Here is a 20,961-nt window from a genome sequence, read left to right as displayed (position 1 = left end):
GCATGATCGAGAAGTGCGAGGCCGAGTACGTCGGCGGCCCGTATGACGGAAATACGGGAACCGTTACCACCTTCAGCGACGGAGATCCGCCCCCGAAGGTCGGGCGGTTCTGGTCATCATCTGCCGAAGCCGACGATGACCGGGCCGCCGAGCGGCACTGGTACGTCCTCGACTCCTTCGTACGCGCGCGCGGCTGGGCGCGCTACCGATACGCGGGACCGTCCTGATCGATCTCGGGCTCACCCGAACCCAACTCTGGCACCACGAAACGCTATGCCCTCTGCGCCTCCAAAGTTGCCGCCGCGCGGTCAAACTTGCCAACCAGTTCATCCCGCAACTGATTCGCATTGACGTACAACCCAACATCGACCGTGTCGCCCGTGGAACGAACACTGCCGTCTGCGCCGAAAATTGCGGTGTTGGTACGCAAGACTGGACCGTCGTCGCTAATCAGCGTGCCTTGGGTGAAATTTTGCCCTTGTGTTTCCGGGTGCTCGATCAAATGGTTCCGGACAATCAAGACCCCAAGCGACTTGTCCTTGAATTTTTCAAGCATGGGAAACTTAAACTCTGGCTTGTTTCCAGTCAGGACCACAACAAGTCTCCACGCAAAGAGGTAGAACGACTCTGTGAGTAGCTGCACGGACTCAGTCGCGTCAGCAAAAGCCGCGTCTGCTTCGGGATCCGTATCCTTCAAGATCTCCTCGGTATATTCTTCGATTGTAATTGCGCCCCGCGTTAGGCGCGTGTGGCGCTCAAGATGTTTCTGCATCATCGCCTCTTGGACAACTGGGGGGCCTTGGATGACTGCCATATCCCGCTGTATGCCTTGGATGATGCGATTGAGCTGGCGCAGCCTTGTCCCGACCTCAGCGCCCAGATTGTGGCGAGGGTCATGCTCGGCGAGCATCGGGGACCATAGGGCTGAATAGTGTTCCCAAGAGGACAATGCCGAATTAAACATTGACCGAGTATGCCACCGTGCCGGATATCGCCAGTGGGTGACCTCGATCCATTACCATGCGCCGGCCGGCGTTCCGAACTTCAGCGGCGAACATGCCAGGCCCAGCAACCACAACGGTCGACCCCCTACTCCGTGAGCTGCTCTCGATGGTCGGGACGCTAGTCGGAGCGGGCACGCGAGGGACCACCCCAGTCGGTTTTGAGAAGACAGCGACACCCAGCAACCAGCAAGCCCCCGGATCTGCCGTTACAACTCACAGCGGATCTGGGGGCTTCGTCGTGCGCCGTCTGGGCGGTCGGCTACGCGGTGCCGAAGGTGCAAGCGGGGCCGTGCCGCCTGGGGCGGCGCGGCGACCGAAGGTCGCCCTTGATCTCGTAGGGAAAGTTTCATCAGATCGAGATCAATTGATCTTCTTGGTGGTGGAAGAGCTGGTGGAGCTGGCCACGCTTGTGTGCTGTGCGCGGTTCATGCGAGGGCCCATCAGCTAGTTACCCCTTCAGCTCTGGGTTCCGGGAGTCTGGGCGTCGACCAGGCCGGCAGCCAGGAAGGGCTCCACGAAGGCTGCGTCTCCGTCGAGAAGCAGACGCCGCACGCCACCGGCGTAAAGAGCTGTCAGCAACTCTGCAGGCTTGAGTGAAGTGTCGATGCCGTCGAGACTGAACACGCCCTCCCCGTGCCCACCGGGAATCCCCTCGGTCAGTTTGCCGTCGATGGTCAGGATCGCGTCCCACTTCGCTGACTCAGCCCGGCTCATGCCAACGCGACTCCACGTGACATGCGGGCGGTTGTGCTGAAGGGCGTGCAGCCATGGGCCCAGCACCTCCAACGTCTCCGCTTCCAGCAATCCCATCGTGATGGCCAGGCCCGCTGCCCTCAAGCGTGCCGCCCCGCCTTCCCCCCGCGACGTGGGGTCAATGACGGAGATGTGTACCCGTTCGATACCCGCGTCGATGAGTGCCTGGTGGCACGGAGGAGTGCGCCCGAAATGGTTGCAGGGCTCCAGCGTCACGTACGCGGTGCCACCTCGGGCGGATTCCCCAGCTGCTCGGAGGGCATGGACCTCGGCATGCGGCTCGCCCTTCCTGACATGGAAGCCTTCACCGACAACTGCCCCGTCGGCATTGAGGATTACGCAACCCACTGGCGGATTCGGACTGGTCGTACCCAGTCCACGGGCTGACAGTTCGATCGCCCGCCGCATCGCCTCAGCCCCCTGCACCGGTCGTTCCATCCACGAGTACCGCAAGGAAAGCCCGAACTTCGGGCACGGCGCCCCGCATCTCGACGAGCGAGTGGCCGACCCGGCGAACGGCAGCCATTGACCGGTACGACCCCGTGGTGCGGGCGACTTGGAGCGCCGCCATTGCAGTGTCGGCACTGCGTTCCCATTGGCGCGAGGCGGCCTGACCTTCGGCGAGCCGGGCCAGGGCAAAACCGCGGTCACGCTGGTACGACTCCGGCAGGCCCGGCAACGCGGCTTCGATCGAGACGGCCGACCGCTCGGGATTGCCAAGGCTCAACCATGTGATGCCGCGCTGCACCTCCAGGTAGCTCGGAGTGCAGAACGAGCCATGCCCGCCCCCCGCATCTCCGTTGTGGTCCGGTGTCGCGGCCCAGCGGTGGGCTTCATCCAATGCGGCGTGGCAGGCCCGTTCGTTCCCGGCCAGGGCGTGCCCGGCAGCGGATTGTTGCAGTGCTGCTGCCCGCATCGCGTCAGGCAGGTCGCCTTGCCGCAGTACTGCCTGGATAAGCCCGAGCACCGATGCCGCGTCGCCGGTCGTCGTCGCCTGCTGGGCGCGGCGGAACATGGCCCACGCCAGCATCGGCCTGTCGTCAGCTTCGAGCGCCCATTCCATGGACTGGTGCACATAGCTGCGAGCTGCGGGAAGGTCTCCTAGATCCTCACACAGCCATGCCGCTGACTCGGCGTACCGCGCGGCGATGGCCAGTACCTCCTGGCGTCGCGCCCCGTTGGCCTGTTGGAGTAGGCGGGCCACCAGGTTGAGCTGCTGTCGCACGCCGTGCAGCGCCGAGTGCGGCCCGTCGGTGTTGTCCACCCGGACCAGCGCATGCCATCGGTGGTCGAGTTGTTGGAGGAGTTCGTCCCAGTCGGGAATGTCGGCGTGCGGCTTCTGGGCACGCGACGCGGCCACCGAGGCCAACTCGGCCAGCAGAATCAGCGTTCCACCAGCGTCGAGCGCGATGTCGCAGGCGCGGGCGAAGTCAGCTGTCGGTTGCCGAGCGCCAGTTTCCACCTTGCTGAGGTAGCTCTTCGTGTAGTGCACCCCGCTGGCGAGAAGCTGGCTCTGGGACAGGCCAGCGGAGTCGCGCATGCGGCGGAGGGCCGTACCAAACTCTTCCAATGCCATGTCGGCTCCACAGGGGTTGACTCCCTCGGCTGTCAACCGAGTCCATCTAGTCCTCCGCACAGGGTATCCCGGAAGCTACTAAAGGTGATCGGCCAACCGTTACGCCGTGGCCGTCATCAAAGCCCGAAGTGCTGCGTCTGAGCGTCGAATCCACCGCGATGCAAAGGAGGTGATGACATGAGTGACTTCTTGAGGCTGTTCGCTGACGTGCTCGACACGCAGCCGAACGGCGAGCCGGTCGAGTCCGGTGACAGTGAGGCCCCCGAGACCGACTGACCACGCGACACAAGGCAAGAAGGCCGGGAGCTTGTCCAGGGCTCAGCCCGGCCTCCTCTATCCCCGAAGGGCTGACACCCATGTTCAAGGCTTCCCCGGCGCAGAGCAAGGAACTCGGCAACCGGATCATCGGCTTCCTCGACAGCTACGGGCCGACCGACGTCGACGCGGTGCTGTTCGTCGACGAGGACGGCAGATCCGGTTACGCCCCGGGACCCGACGCCCCGCCCGGTTGCCGCACGCTCATGAACCGGGCGGGCGTCGACCGGCTCATGGTCCTGCACGGCTACCTGCCGGTCGACCTCGAACAGCCCGACATGCTGGCCGCGTTCACGGAGCTGATCTGCGAGAACGCGTGGCTGTCGTGATCACCCTCGACGGTCCGACCAGGGAGTTCCACGTCCTGCCGGCGTGGCGAGTGGTACCCGTGACGTGTCGTTGTTGCGTCGATGGCCGACCTGTCCTCAGCGACACGGAGGCCGCGCTGGTCATCGATCTCGCCGGCGGACGGTCGGGGGACTGGTGGGCCGAGCGCTGCCCGGTCAGGGCCGGCCGGCACATGGTCAGGCGCACCCACCACGGGCGGGGCACCGCCGGGGCCTGGCTCACCTGGAGGGTCGCGGTCCTTGCCAGCCTGGTGGCGACCGTGGTCCTGGTGCTTCCCCTTCTTGGCCGGATGTAGAACGCCGCGTTCGGTGGTGCCTGCTCCCACGCCCGCGCACCACCTCTGAGCAGGGGAAATACCAGTCACATACCGCTGCCAAACCACTCCCGAAGAGGATCACCGCATCGGTGCGCAGGGTGCGCACCTCCAGGGAGGTACTCGATGGCGAGTAAGGCGAAGCGGGCGCTGCGGACGGCGATGGTCTGCGGCGTGGCGGCGGTAGGGCTGGTCACGCTGCCGGCGACGGCGGCGCAGGCGTACCCGTCGGAGTCGGTGAGCGGGTGCGTTCAGGGGTACGTCACCTACGACACGTTCTACATCCGGTGCTACACCGACCACATCGGACAGGTTCGGGCCGCGGTGCGGTGCTTCTACGACACGAAGCCGGGCTACACGGTCCGTTACGGCGTGACCCTCACGGTCGGCAAGTCGACCGCCTACTGCCCGGCGGGCACGTCGACCAGCTGGAATGAGGCGGACAGCTACTTCGACGTCATCTACTAGCCCCGGGCACCGGCTCGACCACCACACCCGGCACCGGGCAGCGCGCCGTGCTCGACGCGCTGCCCGGCCCACTTCCCTGTGGACTCCGGGCCGGCGTCTGTGGGAGGCTCCGCTCGCACCTCCCCACGGACGCGCCCCTCACCGGCCCCGTCCGTCAGCGGCTGGTGTGTGACGACGTCCGCATCTACTGTGGACCGGCTACTGGCTCGGACGGGGAACGGGGCCCGACCGCGCGGGTGGCCGGATCCGGCGCCCGGCGTCGTTGAACCAACCCCTCCCCGCTCGCTCTAGGAGCAAAGCTGTGCCTCCCTCTCGCTTTTCGGTGGGTCGGTCCTTGCTGACCCGAAGTACGGTGCTCGCGATCGCCGTCGCTGGCGCCGTGACCGGTGTCGCCGGGCCTGCGTCCGCGGACCCCGCGCCGCCGCGCACCACGACGGTGACGCCGGCCGCCTGGGCGTACGTCGACGCCGTCACGCCGGTCACCAGTCATTACAACCCGACCGGGAACGCGCCGGTCGGCGCCCGGATGGACTCGTCCGGCTATCACCTGACCCGGTCGTACTTCACCTATGATCTTGTCGCTTTGCGCGGGCTGCGGACCATCTCGGCGACCCTCGTCGCGGAGGAGACCAAGGTCCCCGACTGCCAGCAGGCGCGTCGTACCGAGCTGTGGGTCACCGACCCGATCTCCACCAGGACCACCTGGGCGAAGCGGCCGGCCGAGCGGGAGCGCCTCGGCGCGCCGACCGCCGCCGAGGGCTGCCCGGCCGGCCGGGTCACCTGGGACATCTCCGACCGGTTGCGCGCGGCCGTCGCGTCCGGTGCCGGCAAGATCACCCTGGAGTTGCGGACCGCCACGTCGCACGAGGGCGATCCCCGGACGGGCCGGTTCGTCGCGCCGACGGTCGGCATCGAGGTGGCGTACAACACGCCGCCGGGTACGCCGACGGCGGGGAAGGCCAACAACAACGGCCACTGCGCGAGCGCGGCGCCGGGCGACTACTACTCGATCTCCTCCTATGGCCTGGACTTCGAGGCCAAGGTGACCGACACCGACATCGGCGGCTGGGGCACCATCACCGGCCGGTTCGCGGTGTGGCCGGTGGACGCCCCGGCGCAACGCGTCGTGCGGGAGAACCCGTGGGGCGACGCCAGCGGTACCAGTCCGGTGCGGGTGACCTTCGCGCGGGAGGCGTTCACCGACGGGCGCACCTATGCCTGGGCGGTGCAGTCCTTCGACGGTACCGACGAGTCGGCGTGGACCTCGCCCTGCTACTTCACGGTGGACAACACCGCGCCGAAGCCGCCGCTGAAGAGCGCGACGGTGTACACGATGGACCAGTGGCCGGGCACCGGTGGCCCCGGGATCCCGGGCACCTTCACGTTCACCCCGGACGGCGACACCGACATCGTCCGGTACGAGTACCGGACCTACTTCCCCGAGCAGGCCGAGACGTCGGGCACGCTGCTGCCCACCGGGCCGGGCGGGTCGGCCTCGGTCACGCTCACCCCGACCGCCGGCTCCGGGCACACCCTGATGGTGACGGCCGTGGACCGGGCGGGCAACCAGTCCTGGGACGGGCACTTCCCGGGGTACCGCTTCTATGTCACCGAGACCCGGCCGGGCGTGTGGTCCCAGGACTTCCGCGACCCGGTCAAGGGCGGGGTCGGCATCTCCAGCGAGTTCGAGTTCTGGTCCGACGTGGCCGGGGTCGTCGACTACGAGTACCGGCTCAACGACGGCCCGGCCCAGACCGTCGCAGCCGCGCCGACCGGCACGACCAAGGCCAACGTCACCCCGGTGCGCGGGGGCGAGAACGTGCTGAACGTGCGCAGCCGCAACGCCGCCGGGGTGTTCTCGCCGCCGCGTGCGTTCGCCTTCACCGTGCCGACCGCGCCCAAGGTGACCTCGACGGTCTATCCGGAGTCCGACAACGCCGGCGGGCCGGGCATCACGGGCGTGTTCACGTTCCAGCCGAAGATGCCGAACGTGACGGCCTACGTGTACACGCTGAACAACGGTGCCGAGCAGACGGTGGCGGCGGCACCGGACGGGACCGGTTCGGCGAGCGTCACGCCGATGGTCGGCGGCTGGTACACGCTGAGCGTGCGCAGCCGTACCGCCGACGGGACGCTGTCGGACGCCAAGAGCTACACGTTCACGGTCCGCGACCTCAGCCCGTTGGTCACGTCGCCGGACTACCCGGAGCACGTGTGGACCGGCTACCCGGGCAAGCAGGGGACGTTCACCTTCACGCCCACCATGCCGGGCGTGACGGAGTACCGCTACGGTTCCGACCCCGCGCACCCGCAGACCGTGGCCGCGGGCCCGGACGGCACCGCCACCGTGACCTGGGCCCCCACCCAGGCCGGCTACCAGTCCTTCCACGTGATGAGCTACTCGGCCACGGGCGCGCACTCCGGCTGGACGTCGTACATGGTCGCGGTGAACACCGGGGTGCCGACGGTCTCCTCGACCGACTATCCGACCGAGGGCGAGAGCGGCTGGCCCGGCAAGGCCGGCACGTTCACCATCACGGCGGGCCGCCCCGACGTGACGTCGCACCAGTACCGGGTGGACTACGGGCCCTGGCAGACCGTCCAGGCCGGTCCGAACGGCGTGACCACCCTGTCGCTGACCCCGACGACGCCGGGCGAGCACCAGGTGGAGGTCTACAGCCAGGTGGGCGAGGTGGTCACCCCGTCCGTGACGTACTCCTTCCTGGTGGGCGGGCTCCCGGTCGTGACCTCCGCCGAGTACCCGGAGTCGCAGTGGTCGGGCGGGGCCGGCGTATCCGGCACGTTCACCCTCACGTCGCTCCTGCCGAACGTCACGGCGTACGTGTACAGCTTCGACGGCGGCGAGGAGGTGACGGTGCAGGCCGGACCGGACGGTAACGCCAGCTTCAGTTGGACCCCGGCCGGATCCAACTTCCACGAGCTGGTCGTCCGCAGCCGCACCGCGGACGGCACGTTGTCCGAACCCGTGAGCTACTACTTCGGCGTGAACTAGTCCCCATCCGACGGCCCCCGACCAGTCCCTGGTCGGGGGCCGTCGCCATGTCACGGATCCGGGGGACCGTCGCCCAGGGACTGCCCAGCCGCGGCGAGCACCACCGGATCCGCGCAGCCGAGCGCGTAGCCCGCGATCCGGCGACGGATCTCCCGCCCCAGCAGCCACGTGCCGATCCGCTCGGCGACCGGGCGGAGGAACGCCGGTCGGCACCGGAAGTTGTAGCGCCACGTGGCCAGCGTGTGCCCCGGCTCCCCGGCCGCCGCGAACCGCCACCCACCAGCGAAGACCTCGAAGAACCACGGCCCGCGGACCATCTTCATGCCCACGTGGCTCGGCGGTTGGTAGGACACGTACTCGCTGACCATCGACGCGCCGAGCCGCGACCGGGTGAACGTCCGTACCCCTCTGTCGGGTCTGGTCGCCCCGTCGAGGAAGTGCTGCTCGCTGATGAACCGGTCCCAGCGGTAGCGCACCGGTGCCGTGGTCTGGGACACGGCGAAGGCCAGCTCCGGCGGTACCGGAACGACGACCGTGGCTTCCACGACTGGCACCTGCCCAGTATCCGGCATCCGGATCGGGGAAGTGCCGCGTCGGCCGGTCGGGCACCGGAGCCCGGCAATGCCGTGTCGCCCCCACGACACCCCACCCTGACCTCACCGAGAGCCCACCGGAACCCCCGTCCGGAAGCTGGTCCCAACAACTTCTCACGGAGGAATCCATGAAGCTCACCCAGCGCCTCGTCGTCATGGTCGCCCTGCTGGCCTCGATGGCCGGCGTCGCCCTCGCCCCCAGCCCGGCCGTCGCCGGCGGCACCAGCGGAGTCAACCCGCTGCTCGTCTTCTGCTGGACCTACTGGGACAAGGACGGCACCCCGCACAAGTACTGCTGGGTCGCCTTCCCGGTGATCACGGCCCCGCAGTACCCGAACCAGGAGCACACCGTCCAGCTCGACACCGACCTCCCGGTAGACGGCGACGCCCTGGTCCGCAACACGGCCGACGGGATCGGCTTCACCGGCGAGGCCGCGATGACGACCGACCCGGCGAGGAAGGCCCGCTACCAGGCCGCCGCCACGGCCGCCTTCGACCGGGCGGTCGCCACGCTCGGGACGGCCACCCCGCAGGTGGTGGCGGACAGTACCCGTCAGCCGTGGTTGACCGCTTCCGGCGAGGACGTCGTCGACGGGCTGCTGCTCCTGAAGCGGGCCCAGGCCGACCCGGCGAACGCGGCCAGCTACCGTGCGGCGGCCCAGGCCCAGTTCGACGAGGCCTGCTACGAGGCCTCCCACCAGGTGGTCATCGCCGGCTAAGCCTCAACGTATGCGGACGGGCACACCGCCGGTGTGCCCGTCCTCGCGTCGAGCCAGGCCCGGGCGGCTTGACTGACGGGTGTAGGACAGTAGGTGCGATCCTTGGCGCCGGTTTTGGGATGGTAAGCAACGGCTAGGATCATTCGATCGGTGCAGATCCACAAGGGAGCTATATGGCCAACGGCAGGCCGTCAGTGATCGTCGAGACGCTGGCGGACGGGGAAGTGTCGCGCAGAATTCCGCTGGAGAGCCCGCTGCACGCGGGGCTGGCACTCCCTCGCCGAGTCGGCGACGAGCGCGCGGCTCTAAGCCTCGACGAGTTTCGTGGCCGAGCCGACAACGAGCGCAGCTGCCCCAGTGGCCAGGCCAGCCGCAGTGACTGTGACCGCCCCGGAGCCCGGACCAGCCACGACACACTTTCCACCCGAGGCCGGCAATGAGTCGGCCTGAGCGTCGTAGGGCGCTGCTGATCGGGAACGCCGTCTACTCCGACCCGCGATTCTCGGAACTGGCCTGTGTGCTGACGGACATCGAGCAGGTCCGCCGGGTGCTGGAGGATCGGCGGATCGGTGGCTTCCAGTACGTGCGCACCGCCCCCAATCTGACCGCCGACGAGATGCGCATGGTGATCGCGGAGTTCCTCGGCGAGGCGAAGTCCGACGAGCTCGCCGTTCTGTACGTCAGCGGACACGGGACCCGCCTGTCGCAGACCACGGGCGAGTTCCAGTTCATCGCCACGGACACCGACTTCGACCGGATCGCCGAGACCAGCGTGTCGGCCGGATTCGTCAACGACCAGCTCCTGGAGTGCCGCGCGCCGCAGAAGGTCGTACTGCTCGACTGCTGCCTGAGTGGCGGGTTCGCCCTCGGTTTCCAGACCCAGGACACCAAGTCCGCCTCGGCCACCGCCGCGCCGCTCAACAGCCGGGGCGTCTACGTGCTGTCGTCCTCCGGGCCGGGTGAGCTCTCCTACGGCGGGGGGATGACCTCCACCGGGCCGGCGATGTCGGTGTTCACCGCAGAGATCGTGGCCGCGCTGGAGTCTGGACAGGCGGACCACGACGGCGACGGCAAGGTGGGGGTCGACGAGCTGTTCAACCATGTCAACACCAGGCTGCGCAATCGGGAGAAGGAGACCCGGCAGACGCCGGTCAAGTCCGCGGTCGGGGTCGATGACCTGATCGTGCTCGCGGACACCGGCAAGCCCCGGATGTCGGCGCCCACGAGGATCGGCGAGAGCGAAACGTCCACGAAGCAGGTGGACGGCACCGCGGACTGGACCCGGCTGCTCACCTACTACCGGAACTGCGTCCTGGCGGAAGGCGCCGACACCCCGCTGTTCCCGGTGAACGCCCAGTCCGGGCAGTACGTGTGCCTGACCGGCTCGGAGCGGCTGTTGTCGGGGGACCTGGACGAGTCCGGCTCGATCCCCGTACCGCCCGAGGCCGCCGATCTCGCGGCGGCAGCGGTGAAGAGCAACTCGGAACTGCTGTGCGGCTATCCCGCGGTCGTCCTGACCACCAACCCGGACGGCATGCCGGCCCGCACGCCGCGCTTCGCACCCCTCCTGGTCCGACGGGTCTCGGTGACCGAGGTCGACGGGGAGCTGCGACTGGAGCCCTACGGCCCGGTTCAACCGCACCGCCAGTTGGCGCGGGAGCGCCTGTCAGCGGAGGAAGCGGAGGAGTTGGTCGCCACCTACCAGCAGACCTGGCACGCCGGTCAGCACGCCCGCCTGGCCGCCGATGCCCGTGGCGTGCTGGCCGTCGACTTCGGCCTGGACTGTGTCCAGGAACTCGACCCGCAGTCGCTGGACCCGCAGATCGACATCCTGACCGGGGTGTCCGGGGCACGCAACGTGGCGGTGTTGTTTCCCGCGCCGGCGGAGAAGGTGACCGCGCAACTGGTCAAGGACCTCGACGACCTGCTCAAACAGCCCGGCCAGATCAAGGGCACGGCTCTGGAGGCTCTGCTCGGCACTCCGGTGGCGCAGCCCGCTCGGCCCTTTCGCCTGGCGACGCCCTGGCAGACCAACGAGGCCCAGCGCGCGGTGCTGCAAGAGGCAATGACCCAGCGGCTCACGGTGACCACCGGCCCACCCGGTACCGGGAAGAGTCAGCTCGTCGCGAACCTGGTGGCGACAGCGGTCGCGAACGGCGACAAGGTTCTCGTCGGCTCCACGAACAACCGGGCGGTGGACGAGGTCTGGGAACGCGCGGAGCGGGAGGTCCCGGGACTGCTGGTCCGCACGGGCAGCGGGGAGAACCGTACGAGGGAGGCGGAGGCCCTCCAGGCTCTCACCCAGCTGACCCGGCCGACCCGCACGATCGCGACGGTGATGGCCGAATGCGCCCAGGCAGTCGACGGTCAGGAACAGGTGCGGTTGGCCCTCGCCGACAAAGGCCACCTCGAACAGCGACTTCTGGTCATCGGGCGTTCCAGGGAACAGCTGAGCACGGAACTCGGCCTTTCGACTGGAGACCTGACGGCGCGGCTCGCACCGGAGCTGCGGACCTGGCCGTCCCGGGCGAGGCGGGTGGCGGCGGCCAGGCTGTTCGGAACGTGGCGACGCAGGCGGGTACTCCGCAGGCTGGGGCTCGACGCGGAGCCCTCACGTTCTCGGTGCGAGACCGTGGCACGGTACGCCGACGCGGACCTGGAGTGGAACACGGCCCGGGCTGCGGTGGCGCCCTCCGACGGGGAACTGGAGCAGCGAATCGGGCTGAGTCAGCATCAGGTCGCCGGAGCCTCCCGGGCGCTCGTGGCGGAGACGGTGCGCGACGCCGCCTTCCGGGGTCGCGCGGCGCTCCGGGCTCTGGTCGAGCAGCAGGGCAAGGGCTCGGACTGGGGCAAGGTCGGCGCGCTGCTGGAGCACGTGCGCGGCTGGGCCGTCACGACGCTGTCCGCCCGGAGGTTCCCGCCCAATCCTGGCCTGTTCGATCTCGTGATCATCGACGAGGCCAGCCAGTGCTCGATCGCCTCGGTCCTGCCGATGCTGTTCCGGGCGCGGCGCGCGCTGATCATCGGCGACGCGATGCAGCTGGGGCACATCACCAAACTCAAGCCGGCCCACGAAGCCAGCATCGCCGCGGACGCCGGGCTGCGTGCCGACTTCCTGGAGGAGCGACGCCTCAACTTCTGTCGCGACGCCGCCTTCCACGCGGCGGAGCGGGCGTTCGGCCGGCCGAGCCTGCTCCTGGACGAGCACTACCGCTGCCATCCGGAGATCGCCGAGGTCTCCAACCGGCTCTTCTACGGCGGCGCGTTGACGGTGCTGACCGACGTCCGGGCCCTGCGCCGCACCGACCGGGCGCCCCTGGTCTGGCGGCATGTCGGTGGCCACGCCGCGAGGCCGTACAGCGGCGGCTCGTGGGTCAACGCCGCCGAGGTGGAGCATGTGCACAGGTGCGTCGAGTACCTGTTGAAGAGCCTGCCGCCGGACGGCACGATCGGCATCGTCACCCCGTTCGCCGCCCAGCAGGAGAGGATCGCGGGCCACTGGGCGGAGCGCGAGCCGGACCGGGTGAAGGTGGGCACGGTCCACACCTTCCAGGGCGGGGAACGCGATGCGATGATCTTCTCGCTCGTGGCCGCGGAAGGCATGAACCCCGGGGCGGTGAGTTGGCTGGAGAATCAGGCCAACCTGTGGAATGTGGCGATCACCCGGGCCAAGGGGCATCTCATCGTTCTCGGCGACGACGACCACTGGCTGCGACGGGGCGGTCTCGGCGGACACCTTCGAGGGGCCGCGACCAGCGCGAACCTCGCCCCACACGAAGAACCGAGCCGGGAACTCCTGCGCCTGCACCGTGACGCGTCCGGCATCCCCGGGACCGAGGTCGAACTGTCGAAACTCCTGGACGGGTACGTCGCGGACGCGCTCATCACCTCGGCCACGGGGTCGACGGCGGTTCTGCTGGACGCCGGCCACGGGCACCTGGATCCAGCGAAGCACCTGCGAATCCAGCTCCTGCGTACCCATCGCCTCCGGGACCCGGACAACGGCACGCGGGCACTGCGCCTTCCCGCGTGGCGGCTCTACGACGAGCAGCGGAACCCCGAGGCGAACCTGACGGCGACTCCGTAGGCCGGGACGAGACCGACCCCGGGCCCGGTCAGAACCTGCACACCACCGCCGTGGCGTCATCCCGCCGCTTGTACCGCGGCCACCGCACCCCCTCCGGATCCCGGTCCTCCCACTCCCGCGTCAGAGCGATCAACGCGGAAGGCCCCTGCGAATACCCGACCTCCACCAACTCGGCCCACGTCAACACCCCGAACTCGGCCGCCAACAAAGCAGCCCCGTCCGACATCAACAAAGCCCCCCGAACCCCACTCACCGTCCCCACCCGGGCATGGGACGCGGCGGAAGGATCAGTCTGCGCGATCCAGTACCCGCCTGGTTGGTTGCGGATCTTCTGCTGCGCCTGAATCAGGTCATACAGCGGCTGCCCACCCCGGGCCTGCCCAGCGACAGCGGCCTTGTCTCGAAAGAAGTTCTCGACACTCTTGTCACACACCACCAGCGGCTCATCACCGACATCCAGCACGACGGTCGCGTCCGACAACACCAGGTAGTCGACCTCGTCCCCCCGCTCCCGCACCATCGCCACCGTGCAGCCGGGCGACCCGGGATGCCCCAACTCACACGTGTCCCGGTGCAGGAGCGCGACATCCCGAATCGCCACCCGGAGAACCTCATCGAGGGGTACCGACTCCCCGGCCCCCGACAACCGCCACCCCAGCTGCGCCACGAACCACGGCGTCCCGTGCACACAGCCGGTCTCGGCGGCCTCGGTCAGCCCGTCCAGCACGACCGCGACCCGGGAAGTAGCCCCCGCCCAGTCCTCGTTGCGCCCATCCAGCCGCCCGGACTCACTGGCAAAACTGACCCGCACTGGTCCCCCTTCCCTCGAAGAACCCATCGTGCCACCGACCCCCGACCGGGACGTCCGGAAGCCCGGGACCGGCGGACCGGTTCAGCACGACGCCCGGCGCGGACAGTGTCCCCGCCCCGGAGATCAAGAGCCACCGGCGAACCACACAGTCCTCAGTAGACATTGCGACGATGCCGCGCCGCGATCGGAGTGCATAGAGTCTTGTCAATGTTTCCCGCGTAAGGAGCTGATCATGATCCGACGCACCGTCATCGCCGGCCTCATCGCCGCCACCGCCACCCTCACCCTGGTGGCCCCCGCGTCCCCGGCCCAGGCCCGCGCCTGTCGCTACGACCACTTCTGCACCACCATCTGGTACAGCGACGCCTCCCGCACCGTCAGAGTCGGCAGCATGTACGAGGAGTGCGACGGGTCCGTGTACATCTCGGGCACCCGCACCAGCTACATGACCTTCCGCGAGTCCCCCTGCTGACACGCGCACACCGGCATCCCGGCCCGGTCCCACCACCGGGATGCCGCCCACACCGACCACATTCGCGCCACCCGGGCGGCATCCGTGCGGTCGGCGCGATCCGGGCCGGCGGCACCAGGTTGACCCGGGCCCGACGAGAACAGCCCCCAACATGCCAGACTCGGGAATGCAAACAGCCGTCCTCGTGACCACCGTCTACATCCTCTCCCCGGACGCCCGGTCCGTCCTCCTCATGCACCGCGACAAACTCGACCAGGACACCCACGGAGGCAAGTACGTAGGCATCGGCGGCCACCTCGAACCCAACGAGGACCCCGTCACCTGCATCCGCCGCGAAACCACCGAGGAATCCGGCCTCACTATCGGAGATCTCACCCTCCGGGGCACCATCCTCTGGCCCAACTTCCGCCCGGACGGCCAGGCCGAACTCTGCTACATCTTCCGCGCGGACACCTTCACCGGCACGCACCACGGCGGCAACGAGGAAGGCACCCTCGAATGGGTGCCGCTGACCCGGCTCCGCGACGTCCCCATGTGGGACAGCGACCACGAATGGCTGCCCATGGTCTTCGACGAGGACCCGCGCCAGTTCCACGGCGTGATGCCGTACGCGGACGGGGAGATGGTCTCGTGGAGTTACCAGCGGATCTAGCCCCACCCCGGAGTCACCGAGCGTAACGTCACAGGTGGCGATGGGGGGTCCGATGGATCAGCATGCCCTGGAGGTCATGGACCTGCGGTACGCGGTGCTGGAGTCGCCCGGCGCCACCGACCCCGCCGTCCGCGACGCGGCGCACTACGGCATGCGGCTGCCCGAGCTGTGGGCGGCGTACGTGGCCCGGGTGCGCGAGGAGTCGTACCAGATGACGGATCTCGATGTCGAGGAGCTGTTGGCCGCCGGGTGCACCGAGGACGCGATCTTCGAGATGACCCTCGCCGCCGCGGTCGGGGCGGCCACCCAGCGGCTCGACGCCGGCCTGCGTGCGGTGCGGGAAGCGGACTGACGTGCGCCTCAGGGTCCTCGACCAGGGGCACCGGCCGCGCCAACGCCTGGCGCTGCGGGTGATGCGGCTCGTGTCCCGTACCCAGGTGGACCCGGTGGCGAAGGTGACGCTGTACCGGCCCGAGCTGTTCGGCCGCCCCTGGCTGCGGTTCGTGGAGTCGGCGATGCGTGGGCCGTCGGAGTGGAGCGAGGGGGAGCGGGAGCTGTTCGGGGCGTTCGTGTCCCGGCTCAACCTGTGCGGGTTCTGCGTCGGTGTGCACGAGAGGACCAGCGAGATGATCCTCGGCGGGGACGCCGGGGTCGACCGGCTGGGGCAGTGGCGGGACGGCGGGTTCCCGCCGAAGGTGACCGCGATGTTCGGGCTGCTGGAGAAGGTGACCCTGGAGCCGGACGCGGTGCGGCCGCAGGACGTGCGGGTGGTGCGGGCGGCGGGTGTCTCGGACACCGCGATCCTCGACGGGCTGTATGTCGGATTCCTGTTCAACACGGTGAACCGGCTGGCCAACGCGTTGGACTTCCGGTGGGGGAGCGACGCGGACCGGCGGGGGATGGCCTCCCGGCTGGTGAGGAACCGCTACCACGTGCCGGACTTCCTGCTCCGCTGAGCACGCGCGCCCGGGCGCTCCGGTCTCCCCGACCGGGCTGCGGGCCACCGACCGGACCCGGCATGATCGTGGAGTGGCTCATCTCGGACTCGTGACCCTCGTCGTGCGCGCCTACGACGAGGCCATCACCTTCTACGTGGACTCCGTCGGCTTCGACCTCACCGCCGACTTCGCCCTCCCCGACGGCAAGCGCTGGGTCGTCGTCACCCCGCCGGGCGCCCAGACGGGGCTCCTCCTCGCCGAGGCCGCCACCCCCGAACAGTCCGCGAGGGTCGGCGACCAGACCGGCGGCCGGGTCGGCCTGTTCCTCTTCTCCGACGACTTCGACGCCGACCACGCCCGGATGACCGCCGCGGGCGTGAGTTTCCTCGAAGAACCACGCCGCGAGGGGTACGGCACGGTCGCCGTGTTCGAGGACCTGTACGGCAACCGCTGGGACCTCATCCAGCACGCCGCCTGACCCGGGTTGCTCCAGAGTGGACGGCGGGTGAAATTGCCCACCGTAAAAGTGCAATGGTTGATAACAATTGGCTCTCGGCCCGTTCCGGGTGTGAACATGACTCGATGGCTGAGCTTTTCCGTGACACCGCCGTCGCGGCCGAGGTGCCGATCGCGGTCCGGGACTTCCGCGGCGACGGCCCCGACGTGGTGCTCCTGCACGGCGGCGGCCGCGCCCTCGAGGACTGGCGCTGGGTCGTGCCCCACCTCCAGAACGCCGGCCGCCGGGTCATCGCCATGGACCTGCGCGGACACGGCCGCTCGGGCCGGGCCCCGTGGACCTGGGACGGCGCGTACGCGGACCTGGCCGCGGTGGTCGACCAGCTGGAACTCGACCGGCCCACCGTCGTCGGGCATTCCCTCGGCGGCATGCTCGCGACCCTCTGGGCGTCCCGGCACCCCGAGTGCCCCCTGGCCGTGAACGTCGAGGGCTTCGGCGCGCCCCGCGGCCCGGCGGACTTCGACCTCCCGGAGGACGAGGCCCGGGCGGCGCACGCGGCGGTGACCGCCTTCAAGGCCGAGCTGGCGGCGGACGGCGACCCGGAGTTCGCCCGCCTCCTCGACGCCATCGCGGAACTGGACGTGTGGGACACGCTCCGCGCCACCCGTAGCCCCCTGCTGACCGTCGCCGGGGACCGCTGCGTCTACGACCAGCATCTGCCGGAGCCCCTGGTCGGCGCCATGGCGGCCCGCAGGACGACCATTCTCCGGGTGCTGAACGAACTCGCCAGCGACGTGCCCCTCCTGGAGACGGCGTCCCTGCCGGCGGGCCACGACGTGCACCTGGAGGAGCCGGCCCGCCTGGTCCGCACGATCCTGGCGGCACGCGAGGGCTGACCGCCCGCGGCCCGGTCCTGGCGAGGCCGTTCCCGGCGCTGGCCTCTGTCGGAGCGGCGGGCAGTGCATTCCGTCTGGCGGTAGCCGGCGTTGACCGAGCACCCTTGCGACCTCATGGCGGTCGATGGATAGCTGGGCTCTTCCGGCGTGCCCGGGGCCGTTGTGTCCAGGGTTGCCCACCCCGATCCGGGGCGCAAAAGTGCCCACACATCGGAGGACCACTGTGGTCTAGCATCCAATGCGCGGCTTTTATTCTCTTGTAGAGGGTCGATTGCTCATACTGCTCGGATGAGTCTGTTGACAAGCGATGGTCGATGGCGTAATCGTTGTTCATCTATGAAGGTTCACGTTTGATTCCGCCATCCTTCACCCCTGGAGGGGTCATGTCACGACTCACCGGCCACCCGTTTTCCCGGCGCACCGCCCTGCGCGGCGGGGTGGCCGCCGCCGGAGTGGCGGCGCTGACGGCCTGCGGCGGCGGCCCCAGGGACGCCGGTGGCACGACCGTCACTCTCGGCTCGAACTTCTCCGACGCGCTGCCGAAGAAGGCCCTCGCCGACGCGGGCGCGGGGTTCGAGAAGAAGAGCGGGAAGACGCTGAAGATCAATACCGTGGAGCACACGACGTTCCAGGAGCAGATCAACCAGTACCTCAAAGGCAGTCCGGACGATGTCTTCTCGTGGTTCGCCGGGTACCGGATGCAGTTCTTCGCCCAGCAGGGCCTCGCCACCGACGTGTCCGACGTGTGGAAGGAGATCGGCGGGGGCTACACCGACGCGTTCAGGAAGGCGTCCACCGGCCAGGACGGCAAGCAGTACTTCGTGCCCTACTACCTGTACCCGTGGGCCGTGTTCTACCGGCCGAGCGTGTGGAAGGAGAAGGGGTACACGGTCCCGAGGACCTGGGACGAGTACCGCGCGCTGGCCACGAGGATGAAGGCCGACGGGCTGACCCCGATCGCGTTCGCCGCCAAGGAGGGCTGGCCGGCGATGGGCACGTTCGACTACCTCAACATGCGCCTCAACGGGTACGACTTCCACGTCGCCCTGATGGCCGGCAAGGAGTCCTGGGAGGACAGGCGGGTCCTGGCCGTGTTCGACAACTGGGCCTCGGTCCTGCCGCACACCCAGGCCGGCGCGCTCGGGCTGACCTGGCAGGAGGGCGCGCAGGCGTTGCAGAAGAAGCAGGCCGGCATGCACGTCCTCGGGCTGTTCGTGGGCAACCAGTTCTCCGACGAGGAACGCAGGGACCTCGACTTCTTCGCGTTCCCCGAGCTGGACCCGGCCAACGGGCAGCAGGCGGTGGAGGCGCCGATCGACGGCTGGATGATCACGAAGAAGGCCAAGAACGTCGCGGGCGCCAAGGAGCTGTTGAAGTACTTCGCGACACCCGAAGCGCAGGGCGCCTACCTCGGGAGCGACCCCAACAACGTGGCCACGCACAAGGGGGCGGACACGGCTGCGTACACGCCGTTGCAGAAGAAGGCCGTGGAGCTGATCGGCGGGGCGCGGTACATCTCGCAGTTCATGGACCGCGACACCCGGCCCGACTTCGCGACGACCGTGATGATCCCGAGCCTCCAGGAGTTCCTGAAGAACCCGAAGGACATCGCCGGGATCTGCAAGAACATCGAGAGCCAGAAGAAGAACATCTTCCAGGACTAGAGGGGTACGCCGTGGCACAGCTCCCTTCCGCCGACCTCCCGGAAACGCCGACCCGCGCGCCGACGCCGACCGGCCCGACCGCCTCCGCCGCGCCGGGTCGCCGCCGGCGGTTCTCGCGCCGGGACCTGGCGGTGCTGGGACTGCTCGTCGGCATCCCCGTACTTCTCGAGGTGGTGTTGATCTGGGGTCCCACCCTCGCGTCGGTCGCGCTGTCGTTCAGCCGGTGGGACGGGGTGTCCCCGCTGCGCTGGATCGGGGGCGACAACTACACCCAGATCGTGGGCGACTATCCGCCCTTCTGGCCCGCCATCCGGCACAACGTGCTCTGGCTGGCGTTCCTCGGGCTGGTCGCCACCCCGCTGGGCCTGTTCTTCGCGGTCCTCCTCGACAAGGGCGTCCGGGGCAGCCGCTTCTACCAGAGCGCCCTGTACCTGCCGGTCGTCCTGTCCCTGGCCGTCGTCGGCTTCATCGCCCAGCTGATCTACTCCCGGGACGGGGTGCTCAACGCGGTCAGCGGGCTCGAGGTCGACTGGATCGGCGACCCGGACATCAACCTGTGGGCCGTGCTCGCCCTCGTCGCGTGGAAACACACCGGCTACGTGATGATCCTGTACCTCGCCGGGCTCAAGGCCGTGGACCCGACCCTCAAGGAGGCCGCGGCCATCGACGGCGCCAACGAGGCGCAGACCTTCGCCCGGGTCGTGTTCCCCGCGATGCGGCCCATCAACGTGATCGTGCTGGTCATCACCGTGATCGAGGCGCTGCGGGCCTTCGACATCGTGTACGTCGTCAACAAGGGCCGCAACGGGCTCGAACTGCTGTCCGTGCTGGTCAGCGCCAACATCGTCGGGGAGGCCAGCCGGATCGGGTTCGGCTCGGCGCTCGCCGTCGTCCTGCTGACGATCTCGCTCGGGTTCGTCGTGCTCTACCTGGTCCAGGTCTTCCGGGAGGACACCAGATGACCACCGTCGCGCCGAGCGGGGCACCCGTGCTGGCTCCCCCCGCCGAGCCGCCCACCCGCCGCCCCCGGGTCCGGCCCGCCCGGGTCGTCCTGCACGCCTTCCTGATCCTGGTCTCCCTGGGCTGGCTGTCCCCGGTCCTGCTCTCCGTCTACGCCTCCCTGCGCCCGTACCAGGAGACCGCCGAGTACGGGTACCTGTCCTGGCCCCGGCACCTCACCCTCGACTACTACGCCCAGGCCTGGCAGGACGCCGAACTGCCGCACTACTACCTCAACTCGCTGCTCATCGCGGTCCCCGGCGTCCTGCTCACCCTGTTCCTCGCCTCGTTCGTGGCGTTCGCGATCACCCGGCAGAGGATCCCCGGCGGCAAGGTGCTGCTCGTCATGTTCACCGCCGGCAACCTGCTGCCGCCCCAGGCGCTGCTGATCCCGCTGTACACCCTGTTCAACAAGGTCCCGCTGCCCTACGAGTTGTCGGACTCCGAACTGCTCTACGACTCGTACTGGGGAGTCATCCTCATCCACGTCGCGTTCCAGACCGGGTTCTGTGTGTTCGTCCTGTCCAACTACATGCGCACCATCCCGCACGAGCTGACCGAGGCCGCGGTGATGGACGGCGCGGGCGTCTGGCGGCAGTACTGGCAGGTGGTGCTGCCCCTGTGCCGGCCCGCGTTGGGCGCGCTGGCGACGCTGGAGTTCACCTGGATCTACAACGACTTCCTCTGGGCGCTGGTCCTGATCTCCACCGGGGACAAGATGCCCGTGACCACGGCGTTGCAGAACCTGCGCGGCCAGTTCTTCACCGACTACAACCTGCTGGCGGCCGGCGCGGTCCTCGTCGCGCTGCCCACCGTGTTCGTCTTCTCGCTGCTGCAGAAGCAGTTCGTGGCCGGGCTGACGCTCGGCGCCAACAAGGAGTGA

21 protein-coding genes are annotated in these 20,961 nt (G+C 68.8%); 16 read left to right on the top strand and 5 right to left on the bottom strand.

Annotated features, from left to right (window positions below):
* The first annotated feature begins 2 nt into the window (after positions 1 to 2).
* The gene (locus tag PT931_RS32945; protein WP_456249623.1) at positions 3 to 227 is read left to right on the top strand and encodes a hypothetical protein; all 225 of its coding nucleotides are present in this window, start codon (positions 3 to 5) and stop codon (positions 225 to 227) included.
* 44 nt (positions 228 to 271) lie between these two features.
* Here the strand turns inward: PT931_RS32945 and PT931_RS32940 are convergent, their stop codons facing one another.
* From PT931_RS32940 to PT931_RS32930, 3 genes are all read right to left on the bottom strand, one after another.
* The gene (locus tag PT931_RS32940) at positions 272 to 910 is read right to left on the bottom strand and encodes a hypothetical protein (RefSeq protein ID WP_456249622.1); all 639 of its coding nucleotides are present in this window, start codon (positions 908 to 910) and stop codon (positions 272 to 274) included.
* Positions 911 to 1,460: 550 nt separating this feature from the next.
* Positions 1,461 to 2,165 (bottom strand): bifunctional diaminohydroxyphosphoribosylaminopyrimidine deaminase/5-amino-6-(5-phosphoribosylamino)uracil reductase RibD, encoded by a 705-nt coding sequence (gene ribD, locus PT931_RS32935; RefSeq protein ID WP_456249621.1) that lies wholly within the window; start codon positions 2,163 to 2,165, stop codon positions 1,461 to 1,463.
* Between the two features lie 4 nt (positions 2,166 to 2,169).
* Entirely contained in the window at positions 2,170 to 3,333 is a 1,164-nt protein-coding gene (locus PT931_RS32930) for a helix-turn-helix domain-containing protein (protein ID WP_456249620.1), read from the bottom strand.
* 356 nt (positions 3,334 to 3,689) lie between these two features.
* On the opposite strand from PT931_RS32930, the gene PT931_RS32925 reads away from it, so the two are divergent.
* From PT931_RS32925 to PT931_RS32910, 4 genes are all read left to right on the top strand, one after another.
* Positions 3,690 to 3,977: a hypothetical protein gene (locus tag PT931_RS32925; RefSeq protein WP_456249619.1), complete on the top strand. Its 288-nt coding sequence runs from the start codon at positions 3,690 to 3,692 to the stop codon at positions 3,975 to 3,977.
* On the top strand, positions 3,965 to 4,291 hold the full coding sequence (locus PT931_RS32920; protein WP_456249618.1) for a hypothetical protein: 327 nt from the start codon (positions 3,965 to 3,967) through the stop codon (positions 4,289 to 4,291). The genes PT931_RS32925 and PT931_RS32920 overlap by 13 nt, the downstream gene beginning before the upstream one ends.
* A gap of 144 nt (positions 4,292 to 4,435) precedes the next feature.
* Positions 4,436 to 4,777, top strand: coding sequence for a hypothetical protein (locus PT931_RS32915; RefSeq protein WP_456249617.1), 342 nt, complete (start codon positions 4,436 to 4,438; stop codon positions 4,775 to 4,777).
* A 334-nt stretch (positions 4,778 to 5,111) separates the two neighbouring features.
* Positions 5,112 to 7,790, top strand: a complete 2,679-nt coding sequence (locus PT931_RS32910) for a hypothetical protein (RefSeq protein ID WP_456249616.1) — start codon at positions 5,112 to 5,114, stop codon at positions 7,788 to 7,790.
* Positions 7,791 to 7,840: 50 nt separating this feature from the next.
* On the opposite strand, the gene PT931_RS32905 is transcribed toward PT931_RS32910, so the two are convergent.
* Positions 7,841 to 8,344 (bottom strand): SRPBCC family protein, encoded by a 504-nt coding sequence (locus PT931_RS32905; protein ID WP_456249615.1) that lies wholly within the window; start codon positions 8,342 to 8,344, stop codon positions 7,841 to 7,843.
* Positions 8,345 to 8,511: 167 nt separating this feature from the next.
* Here PT931_RS32905 and PT931_RS32900 point away from each other — a divergent pair, with 167 nt between their 5' ends.
* Positions 8,512 to 9,102 carry a hypothetical protein gene (locus PT931_RS32900; RefSeq protein WP_456249614.1) on the top strand — a complete coding sequence of 197 codons (591 nt, stop codon included), beginning with the start codon at positions 8,512 to 8,514 and terminating at the stop codon, positions 9,100 to 9,102.
* Between the two features lie 436 nt (positions 9,103 to 9,538).
* Positions 9,539 to 13,189, top strand: a complete 3,651-nt coding sequence (locus PT931_RS32895) for a caspase, EACC1-associated type (RefSeq protein WP_456249613.1) — start codon at positions 9,539 to 9,541, stop codon at positions 13,187 to 13,189.
* A gap of 28 nt (positions 13,190 to 13,217) precedes the next feature.
* Here PT931_RS32895 and PT931_RS32890 read toward each other — a convergent pair whose 3' ends face one another.
* Positions 13,218 to 14,000: a hypothetical protein gene (locus PT931_RS32890; RefSeq protein ID WP_456249612.1), complete on the bottom strand. Its 783-nt coding sequence runs from the start codon at positions 13,998 to 14,000 to the stop codon at positions 13,218 to 13,220.
* A gap of 232 nt (positions 14,001 to 14,232) precedes the next feature.
* Here PT931_RS32890 and PT931_RS32885 point away from each other — a divergent pair, with 232 nt between their 5' ends.
* The 9 genes from PT931_RS32885 (at position 14,233) to PT931_RS32845 (ending at position 20,961) form a co-directional block, all read left to right on the top strand.
* A complete protein-coding gene (locus PT931_RS32885; RefSeq protein WP_456249611.1) occupies positions 14,233 to 14,472 on the top strand; it encodes a DUF6289 family protein in 240 nt (79 codons plus the stop codon).
* A gap of 166 nt (positions 14,473 to 14,638) precedes the next feature.
* Positions 14,639 to 15,124: an NUDIX hydrolase gene (locus PT931_RS32880; RefSeq protein ID WP_456249610.1), complete on the top strand. Its 486-nt coding sequence runs from the start codon at positions 14,639 to 14,641 to the stop codon at positions 15,122 to 15,124.
* A gap of 52 nt (positions 15,125 to 15,176) precedes the next feature.
* On the top strand, positions 15,177 to 15,476 hold the full coding sequence (locus tag PT931_RS32875) for a hypothetical protein (protein WP_456249609.1): 300 nt from the start codon (positions 15,177 to 15,179) through the stop codon (positions 15,474 to 15,476).
* 1 nt (position 15,477) lies between these two features.
* Positions 15,478 to 16,080, top strand: coding sequence for an alkylhydroperoxidase AhpD family core domain-containing protein (locus PT931_RS32870; protein WP_456249608.1), 603 nt, complete (start codon positions 15,478 to 15,480; stop codon positions 16,078 to 16,080).
* A gap of 73 nt (positions 16,081 to 16,153) precedes the next feature.
* Positions 16,154 to 16,540 (top strand): VOC family protein, encoded by a 387-nt coding sequence (locus PT931_RS32865; RefSeq protein WP_456249607.1) that lies wholly within the window; start codon positions 16,154 to 16,156, stop codon positions 16,538 to 16,540.
* A 104-nt stretch (positions 16,541 to 16,644) separates the two neighbouring features.
* Entirely contained in the window at positions 16,645 to 17,415 is a 771-nt protein-coding gene (locus PT931_RS32860) for an alpha/beta fold hydrolase (protein ID WP_456249606.1), read from the top strand.
* Positions 17,416 to 17,798: 383 nt separating this feature from the next.
* On the top strand, positions 17,799 to 19,079 hold the full coding sequence (locus tag PT931_RS32855) for an ABC transporter substrate-binding protein (RefSeq protein ID WP_456249605.1): 1,281 nt from the start codon (positions 17,799 to 17,801) through the stop codon (positions 19,077 to 19,079).
* A gap of 11 nt (positions 19,080 to 19,090) precedes the next feature.
* Positions 19,091 to 20,041, top strand: a complete 951-nt coding sequence (locus PT931_RS32850) for a carbohydrate ABC transporter permease (protein ID WP_456249604.1) — start codon at positions 19,091 to 19,093, stop codon at positions 20,039 to 20,041.
* The gene (locus PT931_RS32845) at positions 20,038 to 20,961 is read left to right on the top strand and encodes a carbohydrate ABC transporter permease (RefSeq protein WP_456249603.1); all 924 of its coding nucleotides are present in this window, start codon (positions 20,038 to 20,040) and stop codon (positions 20,959 to 20,961) included. Before PT931_RS32850 ends, PT931_RS32845 begins: the two co-directional genes overlap by 4 nt.

This window comes from Longispora urticae (assembly GCF_053902585.1).
This window is presented reverse-complemented; position numbering and strand designations above follow the sequence as displayed.